This is a genomic window from Streptomyces sp. NPDC050549 (assembly GCF_040655035.1).
Classification (GTDB): Bacteria; Actinomycetota; Actinomycetes; order Streptomycetales; family Streptomycetaceae; genus Streptomyces.
The window spans coordinates 1-15519 of sequence record NZ_JBFAJD010000063.1; the positions used below are offsets into that span (position 1 = coordinate 1).

The window sequence follows — 15519 nt, forward strand, 5'->3', positions numbered from 1 at the left end:
CCAACTCCGGCGCGCCGAACGGGCCGTGAGCGGCGACTCCGCCGAGCTGGGCGGTCTCACCGGCACCCGTCTCGGCCTCGCGGCCGAGGGTGCGGCGCTACGGGATGCTCGTGGCCACGCTGCTTCTGGGCCTCCTGGGGATGCACGGACTCGGGACCGTTCCCCTGGCCCATCCCGCGCCGGGGCACGCCGTGACCGCCATGACCCCGGCCACGGTCGAGAAGGCGTCGACGCCGGACGCCCGCGACCACGACGCGGGCGACTGCGGCAGCCACACGACCCACGCGGACGCGACCTGCGCCTCCGCCTCCGTCGCCGGTACTCCGGCCGTGGTTCCGCTGCTGCGGCCCGATGCGGCCGCCCGGGCCCAACTGCCGGACGCGCTCGGGTCCTTGACCGGCGGCGGTCCCGACGGCGGCCGGGCCCCACCCTCCCTCTCCCAACTCCAACTCCTGCGGATCTGGAGCGGACCGCGCGCCCACCCGCGCGCTTCGGCATGCCCAGCACGGACAACCGTTCCAGTTCCAGGAGTACCACCATGACCGCACGATGCGGGTTCGCCCGTCGTACCGTCGCTCTCACCGTCACCGCCTCGGTGGCCGTCCTCGCACTCGCCGCCTGTGGCGACAACAGCGGCAGCAAGGGAAGCGGCGCGACGAAGACCGGCGGGTACAACGCCGCCGACGTCTCCTTCTCCAAGGAGATGATCCAGCACCACCGGCAGGCCGTGGAGATGGCCCCGCTCGCCGCCGACCACGCCTCCTCGGCCCAGGTCAAGAGCCTCGTCGCGAAGATCAAGGGCGCACAGGACCCCGAGATCAAGACCATGTCCGGCCGGCTCACGTCCTGGGGCGAGAAGGTGCCCCAGGACATGACCGGCATGGGCCACGACATGGCGTCCTCGACGCCCGGCATGACGAGCAGCGCGCACATGGGCAAGCTGGAGAAGGCCTCCGGTGCCATGTTCGACACCATGTTCCTCAACATGATGGTCCAACACCGCGAGGGTGCCGTGGCGATGGCCAAGACCGAGAAGGCGGACGGCAGTTACCGCCCCCACCGAGCTCGCGGCCGACGTGATCTCGGCGCAGAGCGCCGAGATCGAGCAGATGAACACGATGCTCGGCAAGGGCTGACACACCACCGGCGAAGGCGAGAGCCGACGCCGCCGGCGGAAAGGGTGGGGCCGGCCGCGCTGCCGGCCCCACCCCCGCGCTCAGGATCCCTCCGCCGCATCCCGCCGTCGGCGCTGCTCCTCGAACAGCCGCAGGAACTCCTTCGCCTGCTCCTCCGCCACCCGCTGCTGCTCGGCCTCCTCCTCGCTCACCACCCGGTCCGCGTCGAACAGCCCCTGCGCACGCAGCTGTTCCTCCTGGACCGCGGTCGGCAGCTCCGGGTCGTGGTCGGAGGGGCGCGGGCCCTCGGGACCGTCGGGGCCGATCCGGACGAGCCGTTCGACCCGCACGATCCGGGTCCGGCACCCGTCGATCACGATCTCGTCGCAGCGCTCGGCGTCGATCCGGTCGGCCGCCCGCGCGTACTCGGCCCGCGTCTCCTCGTCGAGCTGCTCCATGGCGGGCGCCATCACCCGCAGATAGGTGGTGAGCGTGTCCCGCGCCCCCTGCGGGCTCTGGTTCGTCATCTGCGTCGGCTGCCAGCCGCCGTCCGCGTACTCCGCCGCGGTGAACTCGGCGGGCAGCAGCACACCCCCGGGATGCGTCTTCAGGGCGCGCACCGAGTCCTTGCGCACGGGGGCGGGAGCCGTGCCCGGGGCGCGGACCAGCGAGAGCAGTTCCATCCGCAGGATGCCCTCGGACATGCCGGTCGCGGTGAACGGGTCGATCACGAACCCCGTGGTGCGGCTGGGGAGTTCGTGGGCGTGCCCGACCTTCGCCGGGTCGGGGTCGGACGGCCGGGGCGGCTCCGGTCCGGTCGGTCCCATCCGGATGAACTGGTCGGCCCGCACGACCCGGAACCGCCGGCCGAGAACCGTGAGCTCGTCAACCTTCTCCCGGTCCAGCCGCTCCGCCCCGCGTAGCCACTCCTGCTGGGTCGCCGCGTCGCCCGCGTCGCCGGCTTCCCGCGCGCGCTGGCGGAAGGTCGTCGCCAGGGTGTCGCGGGAGCCCTGCGGGGCCATGTTGCCGAACCGGGAGATGACCTGCCAGCCGCCGGAATCCAGTTCCTCGGCCACTCCGAACACCGGGCCGCCGCCGGCCAGGACCTTCGGGTAGGCCTCGCGGGCCTGCCACGCCTCCACGTCCGCGAGGGCGGCTGCCGGGGCGTCCTGCAGCGCTTCCATCCTGATCACCCGGTAGCCGGGAACCTGATCACCGTGCTCAGACATGCTCCCAGCATGCCCAGCCGACGGGACGGCAGGTGACGAATCAACGCAACCGGCACATCGGTTGGGCTTGCGGCTCACCGGTTTCGGCCACACGTTCCACACCCCGGGGTGATAGACGTCGAGCATGAACAACTCGATCGTCTCCTCCCCTTTGGCCGGCACCCGATGACCGCGGGCGCCGACACCCCCGACCGCCGGGGCCGCACCGGCCTGGACCGCACCGGCCTCGACCTGACCGGCAACCCCCGGGTCAGGATCCGCGACGTGAAGCTGCTCTCCAGCCACTGGTACGTCGAGCGCACCACCACCTTCGACTTCCGGCACGCCGACGGCACCTGGACCACCCAGGAACGCGAGACCCACGACCGCGGCAACGGCGCGACCCTGCTCCTCTACGACGCCGAGCGCGAAACCGTCCTGCTCACCCGCCAGTTCCGCTTCCCCGTGTACGTCAACGGCCACCCCGACGGCATGCTCGTCGAGACCCCGGGCGGACTCCTCGACGACGAGGACGAGCACCCGGAGGAGGCCGTGCGGCGCGAGGTGGTCGAGGAGACCGGCCACACGGTGGGCGAGGTGGAGCACGTCTTCGACGTCTACATGAGCCCCGGCTCGGTCACCGAACGCATCGGCTTCTACGCCGCCTCCTACGGCCCCTCGACCCGCACCCACGAGGGCGGGGGCCTCCAGGAGGAGGGCGAGGACATCGAGATCCTCGAACTGCCCTTCCGCAGCGCCCTGGAGATGATCCGCACCGGTGAGATCGCCGACGCCAAGACCATCATGCTGCTCCAATGGGCGGCGCTGGACGGGCCGTTCGCCAAGTAGGCGCCCGGAAGCTTGACTTGAAGTGCGCTTCAAGCGCGAGACTCCCGTTCGTGCCCGGAGGACCGGGTGCGAACGGGAGGGATCATCATGAAGTACCGCACCATAGGCACCGATCCGGCCCACCGCCGCGAGGTGAGCGTGCTCGCGCTCGGGGCCATGCTGTTCGGTTCCCGCACCGACGAGGCGACCTCCTTGGCCGTGCTCGACCACTATGTCGAGGCCGGCGGGAACTTCATCGACACGTCCGACAACTACGCCTTCTGGCACGACGGCAGCCAGGGCGGCCAGAGTGAGAAACTGCTCGGCCGGTGGCGGCGCAGCCGCGGCATAGGCGACGAGATCGTGATCGCGACCAAGCTCGGCGCCCGCCCGCTGGCACCCGGTACGGGATTCGTCGACAACCCGGAGGGCCTGTCCGCGAAGGTGATCCGCGAGTCGGCCGAGCGCAGCCGCGAACGTCTCGGCGTGGACAAACTCGACCTGCTGTACGCCCACATCGAGGACCAGAACGTTCCGCTGAAGGAGACCATCGAGGGATTCGCCGAACTGGTCGCCGAGGGCACCGTCGGTCTCCTCGGCGTCAGCAACCACGCCGCCTGGCGGGTGGAACGGGCCCGCGCGCTCGCCGCCGCGGCCGGCCTGCCCGGCTACGAGGTCCTCCAGTACCAGCACAGCTATCTGCGCCCCCGGACCGACGTACCGTCCGACCTGTTCCCCGACGGCAGCCTCGGCAGCGCGGGACCGGACCTGCTCGGCTATCTGCGTGCCGAACCCGCCCTCACCCTGGTCGCCTACTCACCCCTGCTGGCCGGCGCCTACACCCGCGAGGACAAACCCCTGCCCGCCGACTACGACCACCCCGGCACCCCCGACCGCCTCGCCGCGCTGCGGGAGGTGGCCAAGGAGACCGGGGCGAGCGTCAACCAGGTCGTACTGGCCTGGCAGTTGGGCGGTCCGCTGCCGATCGTCCCGCTCGCGGGGGCCTCGTCGGTGGCCCAGCTGGAGGAGAACCTCGCGGCCGTGGACCTGGAACTGACGGCGGAGCAGCGCGAGCGCCTGGACTCCGCCGGGTCGGTCAGGGCCTGACCAGCAACTGGAAGTCGAACGCGTACCGGGACGCCCGGTAGATGTGCGTCCCGTACTCGACGGGCCGCCCCGTGTCGTCGTAGGCCGTGCGCTGCATGGTGAGCAGTGCCGCGTTCTCCTTCTCGTCGAGGCGGGCGGCCTCCTCGGGGGTGGCCGAGCGGGCGCCTATCGTCTGGTGGGCGCTGTGCAGGGTGATGCCGGCGGTGCGCAGCATCCGGTACAGGCCCGTCGACTCCAGCCGGGCGGTGTCGAGTTCGAGCAGATTGGCCGGAAGGTAGTTGCACAGGAACGCCACCGGCTGACCGTGCGTGGAGCGCAGCCGTTCCAGGAGCGTGACCTCGCTGCCCTCCGCGACCCCGAGGGCCGCCGCGACATCCGCGGTCGCGGGCACGCCCTCGTTGCGCAGCACCTCCGTGGTCGGTCCCTGCCCGGCCGACTCCAGGTCGTCGTAGAGGCTGCTGAGTTCCAGCGGTCTCTTGACCTGGCTGTGCACCACCTGCGTGCCGACACCCCGCCGCCGGACCAACAGCCCCTTGTCGACAAGGGATTGAATGGCCTGGCGGACGGTGGGGCGGGACAGGCCGAGGCGGACCGACAGGTCGATCTCGTTGCCCAGGAGGTTGCCCGGCGCGAGGGTGCCGTGCTCGATCGCCGCCTCCAGCTGCCGCGCGAGCTGGTAGTACAGCGGCACCGGACTGTTGCGGTCCAGGGCGAAATGCAGGCCGTCGAGCGGGGATCCGGTCATGGCACGCGAGTAGCCACCGGTCTTCGCCACAGAGGGCACCTCCTCACGGATCGTGACGGATGGTCAGGAGTTGCTGGGGAAACCGAGGTTGATGCCACCGTCGGCCGGGTCCGGCCAGCGGGTGGTGATCACCTTGCCCTGCGTGTAGAAGGCGATGCCGTCGTTGCCGTAGATGTGGAGGTCCCCGAAGAGGGAGTCCTTCCAGCCGCCGAAGGAGTGGTAGCCGACGGGCACCGGGATCGGCACGTTCACGCCGACCATGCCCGCCTTGACCTCCATCTGGAAGCGGCGGGCGGCGCCGCCGTCCCGGGTGAAGATCGCGGTGCCGTTGCCCCAACGGGAGCTGTTGATGAGGGTGATGGCCTCGTCGTAGGACTCGGCTCGGACGACGACCAGGACCGGGCCGAAGATCTCGTCCTTGTACGCGTCCGCCGTCAGCGGCACCTTGTCGAGGAGGGAGACGCCGAGGAAGAAGCCGTCCTCGTGGCCCTCGACCGAGAAGCCGGTGCCGTCGACGACGACCTCGGCGCCCTGGGCGGCGGCCGACGCGACGTAGGAGGCGACCTTGTCGCGGTGCTCGCGGGTGATGAGCGGGCCCATCTCGGACGCCGGGTCGTTGCCGGGACCGATGCGCAGGCTGCCGGCGCGCTCGGCGATCTTGCTCACCAGCTCGTCGCCGGTGTCGCCGACCGCGACCACGACGGAGACGGCCATGCAGCGCTCGCCGGCCGAGCCGTAGGCCGCGTTGATCGCCTGGTCGGCCGCGAAGTCCAGGTCCGCGTCCGGGAGGACGAGCATGTGGTTCTTGGCACCGCCGAGGGCCTGCACGCGCTTGCCGTGCTCAACCGCCTTGAGCTGGATGTACTTCGCGATCGGAGTCGAGCCGACGAAGGACACGGCTTCGATGTCCGGGTGCTCCAGGATGCGGTCGACGGCGACCTTGTCGCCCTGCACGACGTTCAGCACACCCTGCGGCAGGCCCGCCTCGGAGGCGAGTTCGGCCAGCCGGTAGGACGCCGACGGGTCCTTCTCGCTGGGCTTCAGCACGAAGGTGTTGCCGGTCGCGACGGCGAGGGGGAACATCCACATCGGCACCATGGCCGGGAAGTTGAACGGCGTGATGCCCGCGACCACACCCAGCGGCTGGCGGATCGAGGCCACGTCGACGCGGGTCGAGACCTGCGTCGACAGTTCGCCCTTCAACTGCACGCTGATACCGCAGGCGAGTTCGACGATCTCCATGCCGCGCGCGACCTCGCCGAGCGCGTCCGAGTGCACCTTGCCGTGCTCGGCGGTGATCAGTTCGGCGATCTCGTCGCGGTGCGCGTCCAGCAGCTCGCGGTACTTGAACAGGATCGCGGTGCGCTTGGCGAGCGAGGATGTGCCCCAGCTCTCGAACGCGGCCTTCGCGGAGGCGACGGCGGCGTCCACCTCGTCGACGGTCGCGAAGCCGACCTGTTTCTCCTGCGCGCCGGTCGCCGGGTTGTACACGGGACCGAAGCGGCCGGACGTGCTCTCGACGGGCTTGCCGTCGATCCAGTGGGAGATCGTCTTCATGGTGCAAGTGCCTTTCGGGGGAGGGGAGTTCAGAGGTGGCGGCGACGGTCTACGACCTGGCGGTCGTACTCCTCGCGGGCCTGTACGGCCGATGCGCGCGAGGCGGTCTCGGCGACCGGTACGTCCCACCAGGCCTCGGCCGGGGGAGCGGTCGGCGTGGCGGTGTCGGTCTCGACGTAGACGCACGTCGGCCGGTCGGAGGCGCGGGCCGCGGCCAGTGCCTCGCGCAGTTCGCGCACGGTCTTGGGGCGAAGGACGTCCATGCCGAGGCTGGCCGCGTTGGCGGCGAGGTCGACCGGGAGCGGGGCGCCGGAGAAGGTGCCGTCGGCGGCCCGGTAGCGGTAGGCGGTGCCGAAGCGCTCGCCGCCGACCGACTCGGAGAGGCCGCCGATGGAGGCGTAGCCGTGGTTCTGGATCAGCACCAGGTTGACCGGCAGGCCCTCCTGGACCGCCGTGACGATCTCGGTCGGCATCATCAGGTAGGTGCCGTCGCCGACCAGCGACCACACGGGCGTGCCGGGGGCGGCCTGCTGGACACCGATGGCCGCCGGGATCTCGTAACCCATGCAGGAGTAGCCGTATTCGAGGTGGTACTGGCGCGGGCTGCGCGCCCGCCACAGCTTGTGCAGGTCGCCGGGGAGCGAGCCGGCCGCGTTGATCACCACGTCGTCGTCGCCCACAACTGAGTCGAGGGCACCGAGGAGTTGGGTCTGGGTCGGTACGGCGTTCTCGTCCGGGGCGGTGAACGCGGTGTCGACCACCCGCTGCCAACTCTCCTTGCCCGCACGGTACTCGGCCTCGTAGGCGGGGTCCACGCGGTGGCCTTCGAGGCTCGAAGTCAGCGCCTCCAGACCGGACTTCGCGTCCGCGACCAGCGTGCGCGCGGCCAGCTTGTGTGCGTCGAACGCGGCGATGTTGAGGTTGACGAAGCGGACGGCCGGGTTCTGGAAGAGCGTGTTGGAGGCCGTCGTGAAGTCGGTGTAGCGGGTGCCGACGCCGATGATCAGATCGGCGGCGCGCGCGATGTCGTCGCTGACCGCGGTGCCGGTGTGGCCGATGCCGCCCAGATCGGCGGGGTGGTCGTGGCGGAGCGAGCCCTTGCCCGCCTGCGTGGAGGCGACCGGGATGCCGGTGGCGTCGACCAGTGCCTTCAGCGCCTCCTCGGCGCGGCTGTGGTGGATGCCGCCGCCCGCGACGATCAGCGGTCGCTCGGCGGACCGGATGGCCCGGGCGGCCTCCGCCAGCTCGGAGAGGTCCGGCGCGGGACGCCGTACGTGCCACACGCGGTCGGAGAAGAAGTCCTCCGGCCAGTCGTAGGCCTCGGCCTGCACGTCCTGCGGGAGAGCCAGGGTCACCGCTCCGGTCTCGACCGGGTCGGCGAGCACGCGCATCGCGTTCAGCGCGGCCGGGATCAGGGCCTCGGGGCGGGAGATCCGGTCGAAGTGGCGGGAGACCGGGCGCAGGGTGTCGTTGACCGATAGGTCCGCCTCGACCGGGTGCTCCAGCTGCTGGAGCAGCGGGTCGGCGGCGCGGGTCGCGAAGTAGTCGCCGGGGAGGAGCAGGACCGGCAGGCGGTTGATGGTGGCGAGCGCGGCGCCCGTGACCAGGTTGGTGGCGCCCGGTCCGATGGACGTCGTGACGGCCTGCGCGGAGAGCCGGTCGAGCTGGCGGGCGTAGCCGACTGCCGCATGAACCATGGCCTGTTCGTTGCGGCCCTGGTGGAACGGCATCGTCTCCTCGCCCGCCTCCAGGAGCGCCTGGCCGAGCCCGGCGACGTTGCCGTGGCCGAAGATGCCCCAGGTGCCGGCGATCAGCCGGTGCCGTACGCCGTCGCGCTCGGTGTACTGGGCCGACAGGAACTGCACCAGGGCCTGGGCGACGGTCAGGCGGCGGGTGGGGGTGCTCATCAGGACTTCTCCGGTGCCGTGTAGAGGGGGAGTCGGGGGTCGACGGGCTGCTCGGGCCACGTGCCGCGGACCCAGGCGTGATCGGGGTGGTCGCAGATCAGCCAGGAGCGGTCGTCCTCGGGGCCCGCCATGACGTTGAGGTAGTACATGTGGTGACCGGGCACCGCCATCGAGGGCCCGTGCCAGCCGTCCGGGATCAACACGACGTCTCCGCCCCGGACTTCGGCCAGGACGTCGGTGTTACGGCCCTGTCCCGACGGCGAGACGCGCTGGTAGCCCAGTCCCGGTGTGCCCTCGTGGTCGGCGAACTCGAAGTAGTAGACCTCTTCGAGGACGGACTCCTCGCCGGGCCGGTGCTCGTCGTGCTTGTGCGGCGGGAAGGAGGACCAGTTCCCGCCGGGCGTGATCACCTCTACGGCGATGAGCTTGTCGCACTCGAAGACCCCGGCCGCGCCGAAGTTGTTGACCTGGCGGCTGCTGTTGCCGGTGCCGCGCAGTTCCACCGGCACCGAGGAGGCCGGGCCGTAGCGGGCGGGCAGCCGACGCGTGCAGCGGGCGCCGTTGAGGGCGAAGCGACCGCCGCCGGCGGACGAGATCGTCGTACGGGAGTCCCTCGGGACGTACGCGAAGTCGCTCACGGAGGTGAACACGCTCTCGCGGCCGTCGAGTTCGAAGGTGTCATGGCCGAAGTCGTCGGCGGTCGAGACCGTGCAGCCGCCGGTGAGCGGGAGGACGATCCACTCGCTGTCCTCGGTGTCGAAGGTGTGCGTGCCGCCCGGCGGCAGCTCCAGGACCCGCAGGCTGGAGTAGCCCCAGGCCGCCGACTCGGGGGTGACGTCCACGACGTAGGGGCCGCCCAGGGCCTTTCCGGCGGGGAGGTGGTATGTGCTCGTCATCGTGTGCCTCCGGTTCACAACAGACCCACGGCGGTGTCCACCGCCGCTTCCACGCCGCCGTCGGCGGGGTACAGCAGGGAACGGCCCACGACCAGGCCCTGGACGGTCGGCAGCCGCAGCGCCTTGCGCCACTTCTCGTACGCGCCCTCCTGGTCGTCGCCGACCTCGCCGCCGAGCAGCACGGCGGGCAGCGTCGAGGTCTCCATGACCTCGGCCATGTCGTCCGGGTCGTCGGTGACGGGCAGCTTCAGCCAGGTGTAGGCCGAAGTGCCGCCCAGGCCCGAGGAGATGGCGATCGAGCGGGTCACGGCCTCGGCGGACAGGTCGTTGCGGACCTTCCCGTCGATCCGGCGCGAGATGAACGGCTCGACGAACAGGGGGAGTTGGCGTGCAGCCATGTCGTCTATGGCGCGTGCCGTCGACTCCAGGGTGGTCAGTGAGCCCGGGTCGTCGTAGTCGATGCGGACCAGCAGCTTGCCCGCGTCGAAGCGGAGCCGGGCGATGTCCTCGGCGCGGTGGCCGGTGAAACGGTCGTCCATCTCGAACGCGGCGCCGGACAGGCCGCCGCGGTTCATCGAACCCATCACGACCTTGCCGTCCAGGACCCCGAGGAGCAGCAGGTCCTCCAGTATGTCGGCGGTGGCGAGCACCCCGTCGACGCCCGGCCGGGACAGCGCGATGCACAGGCGTTCCAGCAGATCGGCGCGGTTCGCCATGGCCGTACGGCGGTCGCCCACACCGAGCGCGCCGCGCGCCGGGTGGTCGGCGGCCACGATCATCAGGCGACCGCTGTCGCCCAGCAGCGGACGGCGGACCCGGCGGGCCGCCGCCTCGGCGATCGCCTCCGGATGCCGGGCTCTGACCGTGACCAGGTCGGGGATGCTGATGCTCAAGAGAAACTCCGTTCAGGGGTGGCTCGGGCGGTCACGGGGTCAGCCGCCCACGCGCGCGCCGGCGAGCAGGTCCTCGACCTCGGACTCGGTGGGCATCGCGGTGGAGCAGGCGAGACGGGAGGCGACGAGGGCGCCGGCGGCGTTGGCGAACCGCATGGTTTTCGCCAGCTCCCAGCCGGACAGCAGTCCGTGGCACAGCGAGCCGCCGAACGCGTCGCCCGCGCCGAGACCGTTGAGCACCTCGACCGGGACCGGCGGCACCTCGGCGGTCGTACCGTCGCGGTGCACGGCCAGCACGCCCTTGGGGCCCTGCTTGACGACGGCCAGCTCCACGCCCGCGTCCAGCAGCGCCTGGGCGCAGGCATGCGGCTCGCGGACGCCGGTGGCGATCTCGCACTCGTCGAGGTTGCCCACCGCGACCGTCGTGTGCCGCAGCGCCTCCGCGTAGTACGGGCGGGCCTCCTCGGGGTCCTTCCAGAACATCGGACGCCAGTCCAGGTCGAAGACCGTGGTGCCGGCCTTGTCGCGCGCCTTGAGGGCGGCCAGCGTGGCGGAGCGGCTCGGCTCCTCGCTCAGACCGGTGCCGGTGATCCAGAAGACGCGGGCCTGGCGGATCGCGAAGTAGTCCAGCTCGTCGGTGCGGATCTCCAGGTCGGGGGCCTTGGGCTGCCGGTAGAAGTACAGCGGGAAGTCGTCCGGCGGGAAGATCTCGCAGAAGGTGACCGGGGTGGGGTACTCGGCGACCGGGGTGACCCAGCGGTCGTCCACGCCGAAGTCCTTGAGCGCCTCGTGCAGGTAGGCGCCGAAGGGGTCGTCGCCGGTGCGGGTGATCACCGCGGTGCCGCGGCCGAGCCGGGCGGCGGCCACGGCCACGTTGCTCGCCGAACCTCCGAGGAACTTCCCGAAGGTCTCCACCTGCGCCAGCGGCACGCCGGACTGCAAGGGGTAGAGATCGACCCCGATACGGCCCATGGTGATGAGATCGAAGGGCTGGGCTGACTCGGCCATGCGCGGCACTCCTCTGAGCTGCTGGGGGGTGGGCGGGTCCCGAGGGCCTGCCGACTCCCAGGTGTAGGACTCCGAGGGGCGCTCTGTCAATAGTTTGTACTTACATTCGGACCTGCTTGTGAAATGATGTCTTAACAAAGTATTGACAGCGGGCGCGACCGGGGATTGGATTCCGTCCCAGCGCAACAGCCGTGTTTCACGGCGTACGACCGGGGTCGACAGGCCCCGAGCCCGGATCTCTGCGATCATTGCTCCCTTTCCCCTGAAGCACAGTGAGGTGCAGGAAAGATGGACCGTTCTTCCCACTCCCGTTCGCGCAGAATGGCCCCCTTCGTGGCGGTTGCCGCGGCAGCGGCACTCACCCTCGCCGGCTGCTCCAGCAGCTCGGGCGGCAAGAAGTCCACGGAGGACACCTCCGGCGCATCCGCGGGCAAGGCCAGCACTCCGCGTATGACGGTCGCCCTGGTCACGCACCAGGCGCCCGGCGACACGTTCTGGGACATCGTCCGCAAGGGCGCCCAGGCCGCCGCCGCCAAGGACAACATCAAGCTCATCTACTCGGCCGACCCGAACGCGGGCAACCAGGCCAACCTGGTGCAGAACGCGATCGACCAGAAGGTCGACGGCATCGCGGTCACCCTCGCCAAGCCCGACGCCCTCAAGGACGTCATCAACAAGGCGAAGACCGCGAACATACCCGTGGTCGGCCTCAACTCCGGTCTCAGCGACTGGAAGAAGCTCGGCCTGCTGGAGTTCTTCGGCCAGGACGAGACGGTGGCGGGCGAGGCGCTCGGCAAGCGGCTGAACACGGAAGGCGCCAAGAAGGTCGTCTGTGTCATCCAGGAGCAGGGCAACATCGGTCTGACGCAGCGCTGCGACGGCGTGAAGAAGACCTTCACCGGCACCACCGAGGTCCTCAACGTCAACGGCACGGACATGCCGTCGGTGAAGTCGACGATCACCGCCAAGCTCACGCAGGACAAGGCCATCGACTACGTGGTCGCGCTGGGCGCCCCGTTCGCCCTGACCGCCGTGCAGTCGCTGTCCGACGCCGGCAGCAAGGCGAAGGTCGCCACCTTCGACCTCAACAAGGACCTGACGAGCGCCATCAGCAAGGGCACCATCCAGTTCGCGGTCGACCAGCAGCCGTACCTCCAGGGCTACTTGGCGGTCGACTCGCTGTGGCTGTACAAGAACAACGGCAACTACAGCGGTGGTGGTGAGCAGCCCGTACTGACCGGCCCGGCCTTCGTCGACAAGACCAACGTCGACGCCGTCGCCAAGTACGCCGCCAACGGAACCCGGTGATGAGCATGACCCAGCACGCCGAGCCGGCGGTGACCACACCGCCGGCCTCCGGCCCCAAGCCGACCGACGGCCGGACCGCCGAACGCACGCTGGCCATCCGGATGCTGGCGCGTCCCGAGGTGGGCGTCTTCCTCGGTGCGGCCGCGGTGTACGTGTTCTTCCTGATCGCCGCCCCGCCGGTGCGTGAGGGCGCGTCGATGGCGAACATCCTCTACGGTTCGTCGACCATCGGGATCATGGCGTTGCCGGTGGCCCTGCTGATGATCGGCGGCGAGTTCGACCTCTCCGCCGGCGTCGCCGTCATCACCTCCGCGCTGACCGCGTCGATGCTCAGCTACCAGCTCACGATGAACGTGTGGGTGGGTGTGATCGTGGCGCTGCTGGTGTCGCTGGGGATCGGCTTCCTCAACGGCTGGCTGGTCGTCAAGACCGGCCTGCCCAGCTTCCTGGTCACCTTGGGCAGCTTCCTGATCCTGCAGGGCGTCAACCTCGCGGTCACCAAGCTGGTGACGGGGAACGTGGCGACCGACGACATCAGCAACATGGACGGCTTCGACCAGGCCAAGAAGGTCTTCGCGTCCTCGTTCGACGTCGGCGGAGTCCAGGTGAAGATCACCATCGTGTGGTGGCTGGTGTTCGCGGCCATCGCCACCTGGGTGCTGCTGCGCACGAGGTACGGCAACTGGGTCTTCGCGGTGGGCGGGAACAAGGACTCCGCCCGTGCGGTGGGTGTGCCGGTGGCGTTCACGAAGATCTCGCTGTTCATGCTGGTCGGGTTCGGTGCCTGGTTCATCGGCATGCACCAGCTGTTCTCGTTCAACACCGTGCAGTCCGGTGAGGGCGTCGGGCAGGAGCTCATCTACATCTCGGCGGCCGTGATCGGCGGGTGCCTGCTGACCGGTGGTGCCGGCTCCGCGATCGGCCCGGTCTTCGGGGCGTTCATGTTCGGCATGGTCCAGCAGGGCATCGTCTACGCCGGCTGGAACCCCGACTGGTTCAAGGCGTTCCTGGGCGTGATGCTGCTGGGCGCCGTCATGATCAATCTGTGGGTGCAGCGCACCGCGACCCGGAGGTGACCTCGATGACCGACAACACGACCGGCACCCACGGCGCGATCCTGACCGACACGCCGCCCAAGGACGGGGACCATCCCCTCGTCCGGCTCCGCAACGCGGGCAAGTCCTACGGCAACGTCCGTGCCCTGCACGGTGTGGACCTCTCCGTCCGCCCCGGCCAGGTCACCTGCGTGCTGGGCGACAACGGCGCGGGCAAGTCCACCCTGATCAAAATCATCTCCGGGCTGCACCAGCACACCGAGGGCGAGTTCCTCGTCGACGGCGAACCGGTGCACTTCACCACCCCGCGCCAGGCGCTGGACCGCGGTATCGCCACGGTCTACCAGGACCTGGCCGTGGTCCCGCTGATGCCGGTGTGGCGCAACTTCTTCCTCGGCTCCGAAATGACGAAGGGCCGCTGGCCCTTGCGCCGTCTGGACATCGAGCGGATGAAGCAGACCGCGGACGAGGAACTGCGCAACATGGGCATCGTCCTGGACAACCTGGACCAGCCCATCGGCACCCTCTCCGGCGGCCAGCGCCAGTGCGTGGCCATCGCCCGCGCCGTCTACTTCGGCGCCCGGGTCCTGATCCTGGACGAGCCGACCGCAGCCCTCGGCGTCAAGCAGTCCGGTGTGGTGCTCAAGTACGTGGCCGCTGCCCGCGAACGCGGTCTGGGCGTCATCTTCATCACCCACAACCCGCACCACGCCTACATGGTCGGCGACCACTTCAGCGTCCTGCGCCTGGGCACGATGGAACTCTCCGCCGAGCGCAGCGAGATCACGCTGGAAGAGCTGACGAACCACATGGCCGGCGGTACCGAACTCGCCGCACTCAAGCACGAGTTGTCCCAGGTCCGCGGCGTCGACGTCGACGAACTCCCCGAGGAGAAGGACCTCAAGGCCCCGGCGGCGGCATCACCTGAAGGGACGTCCTGACATGCCGGACCGTCCCTTGCTGGACCGCATCCGGGTGGGCTCCGCCCCCGACTCCTGGGGCGTGTGGTTCCCCGACGACCCCCAACAGGTGCCGTGGCAGCGGTTCCTGGACGAGGTCGCCCAGGCCGGCTACTCCTGGATCGAGCTGGGGCCCTACGGCTATCTGCCGACCGACCCGGCCCGGCTCACGGACGAGATCGCACGGCGTGATCTGAAGGTGTCCGCGGGCACGGTCTTCACCGGCCTGCACCGCGGTCCCTCCGTCTGGGACGCCACCTGGGAGCACGTGAGCCAAGTGGCCGCGCTCACCCAGGCGATGGGCGCCCGGCACCTGGTCGTCATTCCCTCCTTCTGGCGGGACGACAAGACCGCCGAGATCCTGGAGCCACCCGAGCTGACCGGCGAGCAGTGGGCGTACCTCACCAAGGGCATGGAACGCCTCGGGCACGAGGTCAAGGAGGCGTACGGGCTCGACATCGTCGTCCACCCGCACGCCGACACCCACCTCGACACCGAGGACCACGTCGAGCACTTCCTCGACTCGACCGACTCCGAACTGGTCAACCTTTGCCTGGACACGGGGCATTACGCCTACTGCGGCGGCGACAGCGTCAAGCTGATCGAGACCTACGGCGAACGCATCGGCTATCTGCACCTCAAGCAGGTCGACCCGGAGATCCTCGCCGACGTCGTCAAGAACGAGATCCCGTTCGGGCCGGCCGTGCAGCGTGGCGTGATGTGTGAACCGCCGTCCGGCGTACCGGAGTTGGAGCCGGTGCTGGTCGCGGCGCAGCGTCTGGGCGTGGAGTTGTTCGCGATCGTCGAGCAGGACATGTACCCGTGCGAGCCGGACAAGCCCCTCCCCATCGCGGAGCGCACCCGCAAGTTCCTCCGCTCCTGCGGCGCCTGACGAACGTGAGCAACGTGACGACCCCGACGAGCCGAAAGGAC

At 70.0% G+C, this 15519-nt stretch carries 14 protein-coding genes and 1 pseudogene; 8 read left to right on the top strand and 7 right to left on the bottom strand.

The features are described 5' to 3' along the window. Positions 1-110: 110 nt before the first annotated feature. Both AB0I51_RS45020 and AB0I51_RS45025 read left to right on the top strand, forming a co-directional pair. Positions 111-542 (top strand): DUF6153 family protein, encoded by a 432-nt coding sequence (locus tag AB0I51_RS45020; protein WP_362984753.1) that lies wholly within the window; start codon positions 111-113, stop codon positions 540-542. Continuing rightward, positions 539-1136: pseudogene (locus tag AB0I51_RS45025) on the top strand (DUF305 domain-containing protein). Before AB0I51_RS45020 ends, AB0I51_RS45025 begins: the two are co-directional and overlap by 4 nt. Before the next feature lie 80 nt (positions 1137-1216). Here AB0I51_RS45025 and AB0I51_RS45030 read toward each other — a convergent pair. Further along, entirely contained in the window at positions 1217-2344 is a 1128-nt protein-coding gene (locus AB0I51_RS45030) for a DUF5954 family protein (protein ID WP_362984755.1), read from the bottom strand. A gap of 165 nt (positions 2345-2509) precedes the next feature. Here AB0I51_RS45030 and AB0I51_RS45035 point away from each other — a divergent pair, with 165 nt between their 5' ends. Further along, positions 2510-3172 (top strand): NUDIX domain-containing protein, encoded by a 663-nt coding sequence (locus AB0I51_RS45035; RefSeq protein ID WP_362984757.1) that lies wholly within the window; start codon positions 2510-2512, stop codon positions 3170-3172. 87 nt (positions 3173-3259) lie between these two features. Continuing rightward, positions 3260-4258 carry an aldo/keto reductase gene (locus tag AB0I51_RS45040; protein ID WP_362984759.1) on the top strand — a complete coding sequence of 333 codons (999 nt, stop codon included), beginning with the start codon at positions 3260-3262 and terminating at the stop codon, positions 4256-4258. Here AB0I51_RS45040 and AB0I51_RS45045 read toward each other — a convergent pair. The 6 genes from AB0I51_RS45045 to iolC are packed head-to-tail and all read right to left on the bottom strand — an operon-like array spanning position 4248 to position 11264. Continuing rightward, positions 4248-5033 carry a GntR family transcriptional regulator gene (locus AB0I51_RS45045; protein WP_362984761.1) on the bottom strand — a complete coding sequence of 262 codons (786 nt, stop codon included), beginning with the start codon at positions 5031-5033 and terminating at the stop codon, positions 4248-4250. The two genes, AB0I51_RS45040 and AB0I51_RS45045, sit on opposite strands and share 11 nt — an antisense overlap. A 33-nt stretch (positions 5034-5066) precedes the next feature. Next, positions 5067-6560: a CoA-acylating methylmalonate-semialdehyde dehydrogenase gene (locus AB0I51_RS45050; protein ID WP_362984763.1), complete on the bottom strand. Its 1494-nt coding sequence runs from the start codon at positions 6558-6560 to the stop codon at positions 5067-5069. Between the two features lie 29 nt (positions 6561-6589). Then, the gene (gene iolD / locus AB0I51_RS45055; protein ID WP_362984765.1) at positions 6590-8467 is read right to left on the bottom strand and encodes a 3D-(3,5/4)-trihydroxycyclohexane-1,2-dione acylhydrolase (decyclizing); all 1878 of its coding nucleotides are present in this window, start codon (positions 8465-8467) and stop codon (positions 6590-6592) included. Further along, the gene (gene iolB, locus AB0I51_RS45060; protein ID WP_362984767.1) at positions 8467-9363 is read right to left on the bottom strand and encodes a 5-deoxy-glucuronate isomerase; all 897 of its coding nucleotides are present in this window, start codon (positions 9361-9363) and stop codon (positions 8467-8469) included. Before iolB ends, iolD begins: the two co-directional genes overlap by 1 nt. Positions 9364-9377: 14 nt before the next feature. Next, entirely contained in the window at positions 9378-10256 is an 879-nt protein-coding gene (locus AB0I51_RS45065; protein WP_362984769.1) for a deoxyribose-phosphate aldolase, read from the bottom strand. A gap of 39 nt (positions 10257-10295) precedes the next feature. Further along, positions 10296-11264: a 5-dehydro-2-deoxygluconokinase gene (gene iolC / locus AB0I51_RS45070; RefSeq protein WP_362984771.1), complete on the bottom strand. Its 969-nt coding sequence runs from the start codon at positions 11262-11264 to the stop codon at positions 10296-10298. 288 nt (positions 11265-11552) lie between these two features. Here iolC and AB0I51_RS45075 point away from each other — a divergent pair, with 288 nt between their 5' ends. Genes AB0I51_RS45075 through AB0I51_RS45090 form a run of 4 tightly spaced genes read left to right on the top strand, consistent with a single transcriptional unit; the run spans position 11553 to position 15478 of the window. Continuing rightward, complete coding sequence (locus AB0I51_RS45075) at positions 11553-12572, top strand: sugar ABC transporter substrate-binding protein (protein ID WP_362984773.1); 1020 nt, start codon at positions 11553-11555, stop codon at positions 12570-12572. Beyond that, on the top strand, positions 12572-13648 hold the full coding sequence (locus tag AB0I51_RS45080) for an ABC transporter permease (RefSeq protein WP_362984775.1): 1077 nt from the start codon (positions 12572-12574) through the stop codon (positions 13646-13648). Before AB0I51_RS45075 ends, AB0I51_RS45080 begins: the two co-directional genes overlap by 1 nt. A gap of 5 nt (positions 13649-13653) precedes the next feature. After that, positions 13654-14568, top strand: a complete 915-nt coding sequence (locus AB0I51_RS45085; RefSeq protein ID WP_362984777.1) for an ATP-binding cassette domain-containing protein — start codon at positions 13654-13656, stop codon at positions 14566-14568. Position 14569: 1 nt separating this feature from the next. Then, entirely contained in the window at positions 14570-15478 is a 909-nt protein-coding gene (locus tag AB0I51_RS45090; protein ID WP_362984779.1) for a sugar phosphate isomerase/epimerase, read from the top strand. The last annotated feature ends 41 nt before the right edge of the window (positions 15479-15519 follow it).

What these genes read in the sequence shown, in the direction of transcription:
- iolD (WP_362984765.1), bottom strand. Translation starts at nt 8,467, where the DNA reads ATGAGCACCCCCACCCGCCGCCTGACCGTCGCCCAGGCCCTGGTGCAG.
- AB0I51_RS45040 (WP_362984759.1), top strand. Translation starts at nt 3,260, where the DNA reads ATGAAGTACCGCACCATAGGCACCGATCCGGCCCACCGCCGCGAGGTG.
- AB0I51_RS45085 (WP_362984777.1), top strand. Translation starts at nt 13,654, where the DNA reads ATGACCGACAACACGACCGGCACCCACGGCGCGATCCTGACCGACACG.
- AB0I51_RS45075 (WP_362984773.1), top strand. Translation starts at nt 11,553, where the DNA reads ATGGACCGTTCTTCCCACTCCCGTTCGCGCAGAATGGCCCCCTTCGTG.
- AB0I51_RS45090 (WP_362984779.1), top strand. Translation starts at nt 14,570, where the DNA reads ATGCCGGACCGTCCCTTGCTGGACCGCATCCGGGTGGGCTCCGCCCCC.
- AB0I51_RS45050 (WP_362984763.1), bottom strand. Translation starts at nt 6,560, where the DNA reads ATGAAGACGATCTCCCACTGGATCGACGGCAAGCCCGTCGAGAGCACG.
- AB0I51_RS45080 (WP_362984775.1), top strand. Translation starts at nt 12,572, where the DNA reads ATGAGCATGACCCAGCACGCCGAGCCGGCGGTGACCACACCGCCGGCC.
- iolC (WP_362984771.1), bottom strand. Translation starts at nt 11,264, where the DNA reads ATGGCCGAGTCAGCCCAGCCCTTCGATCTCATCACCATGGGCCGTATC.
- iolB (WP_362984767.1), bottom strand. Translation starts at nt 9,363, where the DNA reads ATGACGAGCACATACCACCTCCCCGCCGGAAAGGCCCTGGGCGGCCCC.
- AB0I51_RS45035 (WP_362984757.1), top strand. Translation starts at nt 2,510, where the DNA reads ATGACCGCGGGCGCCGACACCCCCGACCGCCGGGGCCGCACCGGCCTG.
- AB0I51_RS45030 (WP_362984755.1), bottom strand. Translation starts at nt 2,344, where the DNA reads ATGTCTGAGCACGGTGATCAGGTTCCCGGCTACCGGGTGATCAGGATG.